This window comes from Halodurantibacterium flavum (assembly GCF_042681825.1).
GTDB lineage: Bacteria > Pseudomonadota > Alphaproteobacteria > Rhodobacterales > Rhodobacteraceae > Halodurantibacterium > Halodurantibacterium flavum.
Window position 1 is genome coordinate 1 of sequence record NZ_JBHUGH010000007.1, and the last position, 13,071, is coordinate 13,071.

The 13,071-nt window shown below is 60.8% G+C and carries 16 protein-coding genes; 4 read left to right on the plus strand and 12 right to left on the minus strand.

Translation table 11 applies throughout. From position 1 onward, the window contains the following. Nucleotides 1-329: 329 nt before the first annotated feature. The 12 genes from ACFSGJ_RS09915 to ACFSGJ_RS09970 are packed head-to-tail and all read right to left on the minus strand — an operon-like array spanning nt 330 to nt 9,908. Nucleotides 330-2,267: a penicillin acylase family protein gene (locus tag ACFSGJ_RS09915; protein ID WP_068286412.1), complete on the minus strand. Its 1,938-nt coding sequence runs from the start codon at nt 2,265-2,267 to the stop codon at nt 330-332. 24 nt (nt 2,268-2,291) lie between these two features. Then, nucleotides 2,292-2,459, minus strand: a complete 168-nt coding sequence (locus tag ACFSGJ_RS09920; protein ID WP_009815492.1) for a hypothetical protein — start codon at nt 2,457-2,459, stop codon at nt 2,292-2,294. Then, complete coding sequence (gene lnt / locus ACFSGJ_RS09925) at nt 2,450-4,063, minus strand: apolipoprotein N-acyltransferase (protein WP_043772545.1); 1,614 nt, start codon at nt 4,061-4,063, stop codon at nt 2,450-2,452. The genes ACFSGJ_RS09920 and lnt overlap by 10 nt, the downstream gene beginning before the upstream one ends. Next, nucleotides 4,030-4,488 (minus strand): signal peptidase II, encoded by a 459-nt coding sequence (lspA, locus tag ACFSGJ_RS09930; RefSeq protein ID WP_009573591.1) that lies wholly within the window; start codon nt 4,486-4,488, stop codon nt 4,030-4,032. The genes lnt and lspA overlap by 34 nt, the downstream gene beginning before the upstream one ends. A gap of 28 nt (nt 4,489-4,516) precedes the next feature. After that, nucleotides 4,517-5,299, minus strand: coding sequence for a ZIP family metal transporter (locus tag ACFSGJ_RS09935; protein ID WP_038008344.1), 783 nt, complete (start codon nt 5,297-5,299; stop codon nt 4,517-4,519). A gap of 12 nt (nt 5,300-5,311) precedes the next feature. Further along, on the minus strand, nt 5,312-5,767 hold the full coding sequence (locus ACFSGJ_RS09940) for a DUF411 domain-containing protein (protein ID WP_043772538.1): 456 nt from the start codon (nt 5,765-5,767) through the stop codon (nt 5,312-5,314). Nucleotides 5,768-5,770: 3 nt separating this feature from the next. Beyond that, nucleotides 5,771-7,144, minus strand: coding sequence for a M23 family metallopeptidase (locus tag ACFSGJ_RS09945; RefSeq protein ID WP_043772535.1), 1,374 nt, complete (start codon nt 7,142-7,144; stop codon nt 5,771-5,773). Continuing rightward, on the minus strand, nt 7,141-7,767 hold the full coding sequence (locus ACFSGJ_RS09950) for an SCO family protein (protein WP_390261213.1): 627 nt from the start codon (nt 7,765-7,767) through the stop codon (nt 7,141-7,143). Before ACFSGJ_RS09950 ends, ACFSGJ_RS09945 begins: the two co-directional genes overlap by 4 nt. After that, complete coding sequence (locus ACFSGJ_RS09955) at nt 7,767-8,234, minus strand: copper chaperone PCu(A)C (protein ID WP_390261215.1); 468 nt, start codon at nt 8,232-8,234, stop codon at nt 7,767-7,769. Before ACFSGJ_RS09955 ends, ACFSGJ_RS09950 begins: the two co-directional genes overlap by 1 nt. A 23-nt stretch (nt 8,235-8,257) precedes the next feature. After that, nucleotides 8,258-8,917 carry a DsbA family protein gene (locus ACFSGJ_RS09960; RefSeq protein ID WP_018001721.1) on the minus strand — a complete coding sequence of 220 codons (660 nt, stop codon included), beginning with the start codon at nt 8,915-8,917 and terminating at the stop codon, nt 8,258-8,260. Next, a complete protein-coding gene (locus ACFSGJ_RS09965) occupies nt 8,914-9,336 on the minus strand; it encodes a disulfide bond formation protein B (protein WP_043772523.1) in 423 nt (140 codons plus the stop codon). The genes ACFSGJ_RS09960 and ACFSGJ_RS09965 overlap by 4 nt, the downstream gene beginning before the upstream one ends. Before the next feature lie 5 nt (nt 9,337-9,341). Further along, nucleotides 9,342-9,908: an SCO family protein gene (locus ACFSGJ_RS09970; protein WP_068286472.1), complete on the minus strand. Its 567-nt coding sequence runs from the start codon at nt 9,906-9,908 to the stop codon at nt 9,342-9,344. A 207-nt stretch (nt 9,909-10,115) separates the two neighbouring features. On the opposite strand from ACFSGJ_RS09970, the gene ACFSGJ_RS09975 reads away from it, so the two are divergent. The 4 genes from ACFSGJ_RS09975 to ACFSGJ_RS09990 all read left to right on the plus strand — a co-directional run bounded on the left by ACFSGJ_RS09975 (nt 10,116) and on the right by ACFSGJ_RS09990 (nt 13,023). Next, nucleotides 10,116-10,544: a MerR family transcriptional regulator gene (locus ACFSGJ_RS09975; protein WP_013959865.1), complete on the plus strand. Its 429-nt coding sequence runs from the start codon at nt 10,116-10,118 to the stop codon at nt 10,542-10,544. Nucleotides 10,545-10,647: 103 nt separating this feature from the next. Next, the gene (locus ACFSGJ_RS09980; protein ID WP_043772518.1) at nt 10,648-11,226 is read left to right on the plus strand and encodes a cation efflux transmembrane domain-containing protein; all 579 of its coding nucleotides are present in this window, start codon (nt 10,648-10,650) and stop codon (nt 11,224-11,226) included. 95 nt (nt 11,227-11,321) lie between these two features. Next, nucleotides 11,322-12,077, plus strand: a complete 756-nt coding sequence (locus ACFSGJ_RS09985; protein WP_084615419.1) for a transglutaminase-like domain-containing protein — start codon at nt 11,322-11,324, stop codon at nt 12,075-12,077. Beyond that, nucleotides 12,067-13,023 carry a cation diffusion facilitator family transporter gene (locus ACFSGJ_RS09990; protein ID WP_043772516.1) on the plus strand — a complete coding sequence of 319 codons (957 nt, stop codon included), beginning with the start codon at nt 12,067-12,069 and terminating at the stop codon, nt 13,021-13,023. The genes ACFSGJ_RS09985 and ACFSGJ_RS09990 overlap by 11 nt, the downstream gene beginning before the upstream one ends. Nucleotides 13,024-13,071: the final 48 nt, after the last annotated feature.

Sequence of the window (13,071 nt, forward strand, 5' to 3'; positions counted from 1 at the left end):
AGGCTCACCGTAGCTTCAGACTGTCGCCCAATCCGCCCACGATCGCGTGGAACGGCTGCCCATCATCGCGTGGAATCGCTGCCCATGATCAGCTGGAATGGGCGCCCATCATCCCGTGGAACACGCAGCGAGCGGCCCATTCGTCGCGACGAGGACGGCCGCGAGGCCGGCAAAGAAGGCGGTTCGACGCCAACCAGAAACCCTTCCGAGACAGCGAGCGTGTATTTTGAGCCCACGCAAAAACAGCCATGCTGTAAGACCGACAACAATGAGCGACACCGGTGACAGCACATAGCCGAAAGGGTCGTATAGGAATAAGAAGTTCGTGATCATTCGCTCTGGCCCTCGCTCATCCGAGGGTTGTCGGAGGTAGCTGGTGTGAGCCGCGAGATCCCGGAAGCGCCGCCACGGGCCAGTGACAGATCGGTCGACATGGCGAGGTATTCGCCTTGTATCCACGAGGGAAAGAGATTGTCGTAGAATCGAGATAGCGGATGTCCCGACTGTCCGGCGGGCGAGATGTAGTATGATCCCGCTGCTTCCGATATCGACATGACCGCCTGAAAATTGCTTCCGGCACTCACAAGGAATGGACGGTCTTCTACGACACCAAATGATGTTAAGAATTGCGTAAACGGATCGCCGGAAATCGGCGCTTGAAGGGACAGCAGGTTGGTCAGCAACCGACGTGAACTGATCGGCGACCACTGCATGTCCAATCTATGCTCTTCCCCCCAGGTCCACGTCGAGGGATCGCGCCCATATCGATCGAACAGCCAGCCAAGGGCATCATCCAGGGCCACGCGAACCTGCTCCTCGCATGTCTCGCGAGGTGAGGATAGGCGGATGTCACACCAGATCGCGCTACCGCGACGATCGCTGAGTACCGCAAAAAGAAAGTTCGAGTTCGGACGGGTCCAGAGTTGCTCCGCTGTCGGAAACTCGTCCTTCAAAATGCGCTGCTGCAAAGCCCGGACCCAGGTCCAGAACAGCAGAGGTTCCGGTGAATAGCGATCCATTTCGCCATTCCACGACGCAAGCCTGTCCAGTAGCTCACGACGAAGGTTGTCCGCATCGGTGCCTTCGGTGCTGTCTCTGGACTGCACGAACCAAAGCTCTTTCGCCATCAGGGGCAGGAGGGTTCGCGCCACGGAACTTACGGTGTCCCTTTGAACACCGATGGCGCCTTCCGTCGAGAAGATCGATTGCCGCGCTTCAAGCTCCGCCAGTCGAATGTCGCGAAAAGACGACGCCCGAACGGCCTCCGCTCTTGGCCATCGGGCAACGGTCTCTCGGTCAATGGCCAATGCCTCCATGCCCTTCGGCAACATGTCTGCGGCAACTCCGATGGCATCGGTCGCGTCGGCCGAACGCGCGAACAGCTCCAGCATCGTCAGGAAACCTGCCGCCTGCACGGGTGACGGCCCCCTTGGTGCCTCCTCGTCTGGCACGGGAAATGACCGGAAGGCCCAGGCGACGCGCGTATTGCGACCGACAATAACGAAAGGTACGCCCGGCATTGTGGCCCCTATGGCCGGCCCTGTCGAAAATTGAAGATCTGCGAGATACCATTCCGAGGGAAGCGACAGGGAACCGCTGGTATCGGCGGCTAGAATTGGCGTTCCGGTCGCTGTTCGGTCGCCGTCCATCGCCCATGCATCAAGGCGCTGCTCCGGATCAGTCGCAAACAGTTCGGGCACTCTCAGGCGATCCGCCGGTATAATGGCACCTGATATACTCGGCATTCCTTCCCGTGCGCTTCCCGGTCGCAGGCCATTCAGGAAAGACCGGGCAATCCTCAGGCTATCGCCGGGTGTCCAGGCCGCGATCGACCGTTCGTCTGCGATCAGCAGCTCCGGAGAGCCTCTGCCACGCCCGCCTTCTGACACAAGCTCGAGCCACGCATTGACGCCCGCGGCATAGGACGCGAGCGCGTCTGAGACCGCTGGCGCAACGGACAATGTCTCATCGGATGGCCACGATGCTTCCGCTTTTCGCCTTGCCCTTAACAGTTGACCGAGCCTGTCTTGGGCGTGAACGAAGCCGATCGCGAAGTAGACATCTGCAGCGGAAGTTGCGGAGATGTGCGGGACTGCCGAAGAATCTCGCAGAATGTCGACCGGTCCGCCTAAGCCTGCGACCGTGAAGTCCTCGTCGTAGTCGGGAACGGATGCGCTCAGCAGAAAATAGACCAACCCGGAACCAACCGATACCGTGATGCAGATTGCCAGAAACCCGTACAGCAATATGTTGAAAAGCCGTCTCATGTCGGTGCTGTTTCGAAACCCTTCTTAAAAAAAGATGCGCAAGAGGACCACCGATATGAAATAGGTGAGAAGACCGAAGGCGATCGCCGAACTCGCCGCATACTGGAGGATATCCAGCCGGTTTCCTTTTCGGCGTCGCGCCAGATATCCACCCCAGATCGCACCCGCGACAATGCCCGCGATTACCAGCATGACTTTTTCTCCGTTCTTGTTCTCTTGTTGCACCGGTGTGTGCCGACCAGATCTGCAGCCAGTCCCACGGCCCAAGTAGTGAAGATGAGAGCCAGCAGCGCCCAGTCGCCGAAGCGCGCATAGAGGGTTGACGGATGAGCAGAGGGCAGAGCCGCATCTATGACACCGGTTTCTCCGTTGCCGAGCCGCGCGACGAGGTCACCGTTTGCGTCGATGATCGCGGAGATCCCTGTGTTTGCGGCCCGGACGATGGGAAGCCCTTCCTCGACAGCGCGCATGCGTGCGGAGGCGAGGTGCTGCTCCGGTCCAATGCTGGTTCCGAACCAAGCATCGTTGGTCGCATTGAAAATCCAGTCCGGCCGGAACAGGTCGTCGACCACATGCCCTGGGAAGATGATCTCATAGCAGATCGCCACGGCGACCAGCGGCACACCCGGAAGCGCAAGCGTTCGCGGGCCCGGTCCGGGCGTAAAATCGCCCAGACCCGCCGTGAGCCGCTCGATGGGCAACCAGCCGCGGAATGGCACATATTCGCCGAAGGGTACGAGATGGTGTTTCGCGTATCCGGTCAGGATCTCGCCGGTCTCGCCAAAAGCCTGGACCGTGTTGAAATATCGCATGCCATCATCGCTCGGTACACGGTCCGGCACTCCGGTGAGCAGCACGCTGCCGTCCGGTAACGCAGCGGCAATGCGGGCCCGCGCCTCCGTATCCTCATCGAGGAAACCCGGAAAGGCGGTTTCCGGCCAGAGAAGCACGTCGAAATCGCCGGGCCGGGTTGAAAGCTCAAGATAGCGCGCGAAGGTCGCCTCGCGGTTCTCGGGAGCCCATTTCTCCTCTTGTGGAATGTTGCCTTGAACAATGCGCAGGTCGACAGTGGGTGGCTGTTGTGCATCCGACTGGAGGCGAAGCGTGCCGACAGCCCACATCGTCGCTATGCCGGCCAGCGCCATGAGCGAGATGGTCAATCGTTGCCGCCCGGACGCCATGGCAGCCGCGCCGGGGAGTACCGCAACGAACACGGTGAGAAAGCTTAACCCATAGCTTCCGACCCAGGCGGCGGGCTGGCGAAAAGCGGCGTAATCGACCAGAGCGTAGCTGGCGAGGTTCCACGGAAACCCTGTCAGAACGTGACCACGCAACCACTCGGCCACGGTCCAGGAGGTCGCGAACAGGAGGCAGGTCAAGAGACTGCCCATGACTCCGCGCCGCGCGATTTCGGCAAAAAGCGCGGCGGCAATGGCTGGGAAAATCGCGAGACCTGCGGACAATCCCGCGACCGCCGGGATCGCCATCGTCCCAAACCGCTCGGCCTCGACGTAGAAACTTTCCGCGATCCACGAAATCCCGAAACCGAACTGGCCAAGACCAAACGCCCAGCCGACGAGGAAAGCGCGCCCGAAGGAGAGATCGCGAAGACCGACAAACAACGCGGAATAGGCAACGGGAACAAGCAAGAGAAGCGAGAAAGGCGGGAAAGTCAGAACGGTCAGCGCCCCGGCGACGAAACCAAGCGTCATCCGCGAAAGAAAACGGTGGCGCAGAGCGATGCGGTTCAGAATTTCCGGCTTCACGACTTGATCGAACGCCGCGCGCTGATCCATGGCGCGGCGAGCAAGAGCCCCACGCCACTGACTACAAATACATCGGCCAAGTTGAAGGCAGGCCAATGTGTTGTGCCAATGTAGAAATCGAGAAAGTCTGTTACAGCCCGATACCGCACACGATCGATGACATTGCCCAGGGCTCCGCCAATGATCGCGCCATAGGCAAGTGTTTCGACCGCATTTTCGGCGCGAAACAGCATAACCCCCAGCCAAACACAGATGGCAAGAGCGAGAGCGATGAGGCTCCACCACGGCGCGCCGCCCAACATCCCGAAAGTCACGCCGTCATTACGATAAAAGACGAGGTTGAATCCCGGAAACACGGGAATCCCGGCGCTTAAAGTGACGGCATTCGCAACGACAATGGCTTTGGTGATCTGATCGATCGCGAACGCAGCAAGTGCTGCGAAGACGCCGATCATCGGAGATACCTTGTTTAGTGACATTGCCTCATCCCAACCAGACATCAAGGAACAGCATCAGAACGAGCCCGACTGCGAGACCGAGCGTCGCCCTGTTCTGATGGCCGCTGCGATGGGTTTCGGGGATGATTTCGTGGCTAATGACGTAGAGCATTGCGCCCGCGGCAAAGGCCAGACCCCATGGAAGCAGCGGTTCCGACAGTGTGATGATGCCGGCCCCGAGCAAACCGCCAATCGGCTCGACCATGCCCGTCAGCGCCGCGATGCCCCAGGCGCGCAGCTTCGGATATCCCTCGCCCAGCAGAGATACAGCGACGGCCAATCCTTCGGGCGCATTCTGAAGCCCGATGCCGATGGCGAGCGGCAGACCGCCCTCCATACCTCCGGATCCGAAGCCGACCCCCACGGCAAGGCCTTCAGGGAAGTTGTGGATCGTGATCGCAATGATGAACAACCAGACCCGCCGCAAAGACGCCGCTTCGGGCCCTTCGCGTCCCGTCTTGAAGTGCTCGTGCGGCAGCTTTTCGTTCATCAGGGCGACAGCCCCCATGCCCAGAAGAATCGAAACGCATACGATGGCCGCAGGCATCGCGCCGTTTTCGAACATCGGCTCCGCCGCATCCAATGCCGGGATGATCAGCGAAAAGAAAGAAGCGGCGAGCATCACACCGGCAGCGAAGCCGAGCGACAGATCGCGTGTGGCCCGAGACGGGATGCGCCCGAACAGCACGGGAACTGCTCCGACTGCTGTGAGCGATCCGGCGGCAAGACTTCCGAGAAAGCCGAGCATTATCGGAGACAAATTTTCCATGGGCGGGCCAGATTATCCTTCGGCGTAGCTCGAAAAGACTTCCGTCGACCCGTCCTTGCGGATGAGGAAGACATCATAGGCCTCGCGGTCGTCTTCTGGCCCCATGCCGGGCGAGCCATAGGGCATCCCCGGAACAGCGAGGCCGACGGCGTCCGGGCGCTCCTCGAGAAGGCGGCGGATGTCAGCGGCCGGTACATGGCCCTCGATCACGTAGCCGTCAATGAGCGCGGTGTGGCAGGAGACCATGCGCTGCGGCACGCCGTTGTCTAGCTTGAAGCGCACGAGAAGCCCGCCGAACATGTCCTGGCCGGTCGGCACAAACCCGTTCTCTTCGAGATGTTTCATCCACGAGAGGCAGCAGCCGCATCCGTTGGTCTTGCGGACGTCGATCGCCGTTGCCTCTGCGAGGGCCTGGGCCGCTGGGAACAGGGCGAGCGTGATGGCAAGAGCTTGGGTCATGCGTTTCATGGGTCAGAGCCTTTCGGTTGTCGTTTTGGCAATCTCGCTGCCGAGGTTTTCATTCAGAAGCGCCCGCGCCTCGGCCAGACGCGAGAGCGCGGCGGTATCATCCGCATCGCTCTCGGCCGCTTCGGCGAGCCGGTCGTCAGAGAGGGGGTCAGTCGGGCGCCCATCCACGAGCACCTCATAGTGCAGGTTCGGACCTGTCGCCGTGCCAGTCGCGCCGACGCGGCCGATCACGTCTCCCGCCGCAACGCGTTGGCCTTGTGCCAAGTCTTCCGGCACGGCGCTCAGATGCGCGTAGCGCGTCATGGTGTCGGAGCCGTGCAAGATTTCGACCACGCGACCATATCCGCCGCGCCAGCCGATGAAATTGACCCGCCCCGGTGCCGTCGCTTGAACCGGTGTCCCACGTGCCGCTGCAAAATCGACGCCGGTGTGCATCCGGACGTTGCCAAAGACCGGATGCGTGCGGCGTCCGAACACCGAGCTGAGGCGCGCGCCCTCGACCGGCTGTGCAAAGACGCGCAGCACCTCGCCATCGACGTAGATCGTCGCCTGACCGCTGCCGTCGTCCGGCCATACGATCTCGTAAAGCGAACCGCCGATCTCCAGTGCGGCGAAGGCGAGTTCGGGCTGTCCGATCCTGTCCTCGCCGACCCGCGCCTCACGCCAGAGAAGCCTTAGTGTTTCGCCGCCGGACATCTCGCGGCGGAAATCCACGGTCCCACCCAGCATCTGCGCAAGGTCCACGGAAAAACGGGCGGGTATGCCGGCTTCGTCGAGTGCCGCGAAGATCGAGCTGTCGATTACGGCTTCGCCGGCAAGGGTTACGATCTCCGGATCCGGAGCCACGACCTGTGTGGACAACTGCTCGCCGAAAACCACCTCGATCCGAACCCCGTCCTCGACGGCGAGTGAGACGGTGCGGGGGCTGCCGTCCATGGTCGAAGCAACAGTGACCGAGTGCCCCGGCCGCAGCCGTCGCAGATCGTATTCCGCGCCAAGCGCGAGGGCAACTTCGGCTCTGTCAGGTGCCGCAAGTCCAGCTTCGGACAGCAAGAAATCGAGCGTCTCGCCAGCTGCAACGTCGCGCGACCATGTCGACAGCGGTGGCTCGATCGCCCGTACCGGCCTGTCGGCAACAGCGACCTGCAGAAGGGGCAGCGGGCTGAGATTGTGTGCATCGTCTGCCCATGCCGTCACGGGCAGCGTCACGGGAATGTCAACGTTCTGGGGGACTTCAGGACGTTGGGGCATCCAGCTACCTGCCTGGACAAGTTCCGGCGGCACGGGTTCTTTCGACAAAAGATCGAAGATGGCGATAGCCGCACCCGAAACCGTCCCCGCAATTGCAACACAAGCCGCCAAAGTTCTGAGCCTCATGTCGCCCCCTCCGTTTCTTCTTCCAGCGCGCGGCGAATTTTCGGCACCGCGAATTCTCTGGGTTCGTGATAGTCGATCATGGTGACGAACCGCCCAGAGGCTGCGAACAGGAAGACGCTCGCGGTGTGGTTCATCGTGTAATCGCCGCTTTCCGTCGGCACCCGCACGTAGGTGGCGCGGAAGCCGTCCGCGACGCGCGCGATCTGCTCTTCCGGTCCCGTCCAGCCGCGGATCGCCGGATGGAAGTAGCCGACATATTCGGCCATCGTTTCGACAGTGTCGCGCTCGGGATCGACCGTGATGAAAACCACGTTCATCTCGTCGGCCTCGTCTCCCAGATCGTCGAGCCATCCCGAAATGTCCGATAGCGTGGTCGGGCAGACATCGGGACAGTAGGTGAAGCCAAAGAACGCCATCGTCGGTCGCCCGATGAGGGTTTCCGGCCCGACCACGTTGCCCTCATGATCCGTCAGACGGAAGTCCATCTCGGTCAGGGCCACAGTCAGCTGCCCGACAGGTGCGGGTGCACCGGGTCCGTCGACCCGCCACCAACCGACGAAGAGCATCAGGGCGACCGCCCCAACAACGGCCGCGCCGTACCCCAGGATCGCCCGTCGCCGCATCAGTCCTCCGGCCCCCGCGCGGCGATGCCGAGGATCGGCACCTCGACCGTCACTTCGCCTCCGTCGTCGAAAAGCAGGGTCAGCGGAAAAGTGTCCCCTTCCGTCATTGGTTCTTGCAGCCGCATCAGCATTGCGTGCAGGCCCCCCGGTTCGAGCGCGATGCTCTCGCCCGGGGCGATCACGATCTCCCCCGCCGGGCTCATGGAGCTCACACCTTCGGCATTGGTCTTCGTCTCGTGGATTTCGGGCATCATCGCGAGCGGTGTTGTAAGGCCGATCAGCGTCACCGGCTCGTCGCCAGTGTTGCGGATCGTCATGTAAGCGGCCCCGGGACGGTTCATCCCGATGGAGGCGCGGGACCACGCGTTCTCGACGACAACATCCTCGGGTCCGGCCAGCGCGGGCACCGAGAGCCCTCCAAGGGTCAAAACCGCGGCCAGTGTGCCAGTCAAAATATACTTTTTCATCGTTCTGATCCTGCCCTTTCCATTCAGCTTTGCGCGGCAGCGACTTCGGCGGCCACCAGACGACGCAACTCTGCCTCCCCGAATGGATCGAGCGGCTTGCCGTTCACAAAGAATGTGGGCGTCTGGCGAATTCCCACGGCCTCGACGTCAGCACGATCCTGGTTAAGGATCGCCACGACACCGGGTGCCAGCATTTGCGTGCGCGCGGCTTCGGCATCGAGTCCGGCCGTGGCGGCGATCTGAAGGATCAGGCCAGGCGCCGGGGCACCGTGCGACGCCCATCTCGGCTGTTCCCGCAGAACGGCCTCGAGCACCGGCACGTAAACGTCCTGCATGCGCGCCGCCTCGAGCACGCGGATGGCTTCCTCGGATGCCGCGCCGTGGAAGGGCGTGTAGCGGATCACGACGCGGACAGCTTCCCCATGCTCGGCCATGATGTCCTTCACGATGGGATGAAAGGCGCGACAGGCCTCGCAGGCCGGATCGAAGAATTCGACGATCGTGACGGGCGCATCCGCAGGCCCGAGGATGGGCGAGTAGGGGCGGATCATCGCCTCCGCAAGTTCCGGAGCAACGGGCTCCGCTTCGGCCACTGGGCCGGGGCGGATTGCAAACCAGGTGGCTCCGCCGAAACCGGCGGCGCCGAGGGCAAGAACGGACAGGATCAGGCCGCGTCGATTCATGTTCGTGTGTCCTTCAATGAAAGGGCCGACAGCGCCCCGATCAGCGCGAAGGCGGCGAGCGCCATCAGCGGGATAGGGATGCCGACGACCAGTTGGTTGTCATCGGTGCAAGAGGGGCCGGTGGCCGTGCAGGGCTGGACGCGTTCGGGAACAAGACCGACGTACAGCCCCATGTGCCAGAGGGCGATTGCGCCGCCGCCAAGCGCCAATGCGATGCCGTAGCGCCCCACGCGGCCGTCCCGCCACCAAAGGCCGAGCCCGAGGACAATGGCCAAGGGGAACATGAAGGCGCGCTGGAACCAGCACAGCACACAGGGCGTCTGCCCCAGCACCTCGCCGATGAAAAGCACGGCAAGCGAGGCGACGAGCGCGATGATCCACGCCAGCCCGAGGGCTGTTTCTCCGGACATACGGTTCATGTCGGTCAGATCCTCTCTTCCAGATCGGCGAGGATCTCTTCGGCGGAGGTGCCGTAGGGCCACGAGTCGGCGAAGCCCGCGTCGGGATCGAAGAGGAACAGATGCGACGTGTGGCCCATCGTGTAACCATCCGGCGCCGCAGCCTCTTCGACGCGTTCGAAGAAGATCGGAAAGGTCTCGGATGTGGCGGCGATCTGTTCCGGCGTGCCGGTCAGCCCGATGATGCCCGCATCGAACAGCGGGACGTATTCGGCGAGTGCTGCGGGCGTGTCTCGTTCAGGGTCGATTGTTATGAAAATCGGCTGGACCTTGGCGGCATCGTCGCCCAGACCGTCCATCACCGCCGCGACCTCGGATAGGGTCGTCGGGCAGACGTCGGGGCAGTTGGTAAAGCCGAAAAAAACCAGCATCCAGCGCCCCGCAAAGTCCTCCTCGGTTCGAACCATACCCTGGTGGTCCGTCAGTTCGAACTCAGCGAAAAAAGGCGGTTCGGCGTCGGTTCGGGCGCTATCGGCACGATAATCGGACCATAGCAAAAGCCATATGAAGGCAAGCGCTGCCACGCCTGCCAAAACCCAAAGAAACTTCTGTGCCGATGTAAGGGACAATCCTGTTCGCCTGATTTTGATTCTTATTGCCTGTGCGGATACATCCTCTAGCTGCTAGAGGTTCAAGCACGAAATCATGGTATAGCTTGAACTCACGCGTCTGTGAATCCGACACTTGTTTATTCCGACGGCAAAACCTACACAAACTGTATCTTTTTCATGGAGGCGAAAATGCTCACGATCGGTACTCTGTCAAAGAAGACTGGCACAAAAGTGCAGACCATCCGGTACTACGAACAGATCGGACTCATGCCCGAACCTGGCAGGACCGAAGGCGGACAGAGGCGCTACGACAATGCACAGCTTGATCGACTGTCCTTCATCCGCCACTCGCGGCAACTCGGCTTCTCGCTCGATGCGATCCGCGAGCTGCTCGACCTCAGCGACCATCCCAATCGGCCCTGTGATGAAGCTGATGCCATCGCGCGTCGCCAGCTCAAACAGGTGGAGCAGCGCATGGCCCGCCTGAAGGCGCTGCGCACGGAACTGAAACGCATGGTTCACGAATGCAGCGGCGGGCGGACGGGAGATTGCAAGGTGCTTGAGGTGTTGCGGGACCATTCGGAATGCCTGACCGAGCACGAGGAAATCGGGGCCTGAAGGAATTCAGCCAACATTCCGGCTGGAACGCAGATCAGCCGCAGAAGTTAATGTGTCGTACAACACAAGCTGGAACCACAAAATGGCCGCTAGACAAGATTCAATGGAGAGACGGACGCTTTGGATCGTTCTGGCGCTCAATATCGGTTTGGCCGTGGCCTTTTTCGCAACAGGCGCCTTCGGCGACTCAAGTGCCCTGATCGCCAACGGGCTCGATAACCTCTCCGACAGCTTCGTCTACGCGATCAGCCTTTTCGCTTTGTCCCGATCCGCCAAATGGAAACGCGGGGCGGCGAACGTTTCCGGCGGGCTGCTGATCCTGTTCGCTGCAGGCATCCTCTACGATGCGTGGCGCCGCTACATCGGTGGGTCAGATCCGCTCGGGACGATCATGATTGCAATGGCCCTGATCGCGGCGGCTATCAACGCAGTCTGCGTTTGGCTGCTCGCTAAGCTCAAAAATCCGGACGTCAACATCCGCGCGGCCAACACCTTCAGTTACAACGATTTCGCCGCGAACCTCGGTATCGTCGTGGCCGGTGGCCTCGTCGCCTGGCTAGGAACCAACTGGCCGGACCTCGTCGTCGGCGTGATTGTCGCCGGGATCGCGGCCTGGGGCGGTATCGATATTCTACGCGACGCACATGGCGAACACCACAAAGCGGTTCACACGGGCAAATAGTTGCGGGAGATTCTTTCTGAAGAAAGGGTTGAAGCTATAGTGACTATAGCAATTAGGTTTGTTCCAAGACGATTCGAGGAGCGACTCCGTTGCAGATGACCGACCCCCTACTTGCACCCACCAAACTACTGGATTTTGACGCCGCGCCTCTTGCGCATCTAATTGAGACCCGCGGCTGGCGCGGCTTATCCGAATACGATCGGATCGGAGCTGCCTATGATTTCGTTCGGAATGAAATCGCGTTCGGATACAATCGAGCCGACGACATCCCCGCATCCGAAGTGCTTTCCGACGGCTACGGGCAGTGCAATACCAAAGGCACGCTCTTGATGGCGCTGCTGCGTGGTGTCGGCATTCGTTGCCGGTTGCATGGGTTTACTATCCATAAAGGCTTGCAGCGCGGTGTTGTCCCTGAGCTGGTGTATCCGCTTGCTCCGCAGGAAATTCTCCACTCATGGGTCGAGATCGAATTTCAAGGTGCCTGGATCAACCTTGAAGGCTTCATCCTGGATGACGCTTTCCTCAAAGTCCTGCAAACGTCTTTCTCGGACACGGACAGTCTCTGCGGTTATGGCGCGGGCACGGATTGCCTTGGCGCGCCTCCCGTCGCCTGGAACGGAGAAGATACCTACATTCAGAAAACCGGCATCGTGCAGGATTTCGGCGTGTTTGATACGCCGGACGCCTTCTATTTGTCCCATGAGCAATCCTTTGGATGGCTGCGTGGCGCCCTTTACCGTCATATAATTCGCCACTGGATGAATGCGCGCGTACGTGGTTTCCGCAGCGGCCGCCTGAAGACTGACCGACGCGCGACACACGCGCACGCGGAGCCTGCCAATGCCACATGACCACGGGCACGCGCATTTCGATCCGGATTCCGGCGATCGGCGGGTTGCCATCGCCATCTGGGCAAACGGGCTACTTACCGTTGCGCAAGTCGTCGGGGGCATATTCTCGGGCAGTCTGGCACTGATCGCCGATGCGCTGCACAACTTTTCCGATATGGCCTCGCTTGTCATTGCCTTCGCCGCACGCAAGATCGCGCGCCGCCCAGCCGATGAGCGCATGACCTTCGGCTATGGTCGGGTCGAAATCGTCGCAGCCCTGGTTAACTACACCACCCTGATTTTGATCGGCTTCTACCTGATCTACGAAGGTGGCATGCGCATGATTGATCCACCCGAAGTCATGGGTTGGACCGTCGTCATTCTCGGTGGAATTGCGCTTGTGGTCGACACGCTGACCGCAATGCTGACCTATTCGATGCAGAAGGGCAGCGTGAACATCCGCGCGCTTTTCCTGCATAACCTGTCGGACGCGCTTGCTTCGGTCGCGGTTATCGTCGCTGGGTCGCTGATCATCCTTTACGACATGCGTTGGGTCGATCCTGCCATCACCATCGGCATCGCCATCTACATCCTGTATCTGTCTTTCACTGAAATAGGCGGCCCAATCCGAACCCTGATGCTCGGGAGCCCGCCGGACATCGACAACGAGGCCGTCGTCGAAGCGATGCGGAAAGTCGAAGGCGTCGCCGACGTCCACCACGTCCATCTCTGGCAAATGCAAGAGCACGAGGCTGCGCTCGACTGCCATGTCGTCGTGGCAGCCGAGGGGTGGTCGAAGATTGAAGAGATCAAGAGCGCGATCAAGAAGCGGCTGAAGGGAGAATTCGGCATCAGCCATTCCAGCCTCGAATTCGAGCACGAGGATCGCGCTCATCAGAACGCCGATCTCTATGGTCACGGTAATTCGAGAGATGGGGAGGAAACTCATACTCACGAGAAAAGATAACCGAGCATGAGGATATCATTTCCTCATTTGCGACGGCAAGTTGACGTC

Bases quoted from the DNA above. Each gene is read 5' to 3' on its own strand.
- ACFSGJ_RS09915 (WP_068286412.1), bottom strand. From the start codon at position 2,267: ATGAGACGGCTTTTCAACATATTGCTGTACGGGTTTCTGGCAATCTGC.
- ACFSGJ_RS09920 (WP_009815492.1), bottom strand. From the start codon at position 2,459: ATGCTGGTAATCGCGGGCATTGTCGCGGGTGCGATCTGGGGTGGATAT.
- lnt (WP_043772545.1), bottom strand. From the start codon at position 4,063: ATGGATCAGCGCGCGGCGTTCGATCAAGTCGTGAAGCCGGAAATTCTG.
- lspA (WP_009573591.1), bottom strand. From the start codon at position 4,488: ATGATCGGCGTCTTCGCAGCACTTGCTGCGTTCGCGATCGATCAGATC.
- ACFSGJ_RS09935 (WP_038008344.1), bottom strand. From the start codon at position 5,299: ATGGAAAATTTGTCTCCGATAATGCTCGGCTTTCTCGGAAGTCTTGCC.
- ACFSGJ_RS09940 (WP_043772538.1), bottom strand. From the start codon at position 5,767: ATGAAACGCATGACCCAAGCTCTTGCCATCACGCTCGCCCTGTTCCCA.
- ACFSGJ_RS09945 (WP_043772535.1), bottom strand. From the start codon at position 7,144: ATGAGGCTCAGAACTTTGGCGGCTTGTGTTGCAATTGCGGGGACGGTT.
- ACFSGJ_RS09950 (WP_390261213.1), bottom strand. From the start codon at position 7,767: ATGCGGCGACGGGCGATCCTGGGGTACGGCGCGGCCGTTGTTGGGGCG.
- ACFSGJ_RS09955 (WP_390261215.1), bottom strand. From the start codon at position 8,234: ATGAAAAAGTATATTTTGACTGGCACACTGGCCGCGGTTTTGACCCTT.
- ACFSGJ_RS09960 (WP_018001721.1), bottom strand. From the start codon at position 8,917: ATGAATCGACGCGGCCTGATCCTGTCCGTTCTTGCCCTCGGCGCCGCC.
- ACFSGJ_RS09965 (WP_043772523.1), bottom strand. From the start codon at position 9,336: ATGAACCGTATGTCCGGAGAAACAGCCCTCGGGCTGGCGTGGATCATC.
- ACFSGJ_RS09975 (WP_013959865.1), top strand. From the start codon at position 10,116: ATGCTCACGATCGGTACTCTGTCAAAGAAGACTGGCACAAAAGTGCAG.
- ACFSGJ_RS09980 (WP_043772518.1), top strand. From the start codon at position 10,648: ATGGAGAGACGGACGCTTTGGATCGTTCTGGCGCTCAATATCGGTTTG.
- ACFSGJ_RS09985 (WP_084615419.1), top strand. From the start codon at position 11,322: ATGACCGACCCCCTACTTGCACCCACCAAACTACTGGATTTTGACGCC.
- ACFSGJ_RS09990 (WP_043772516.1), top strand. From the start codon at position 12,067: ATGCCACATGACCACGGGCACGCGCATTTCGATCCGGATTCCGGCGAT.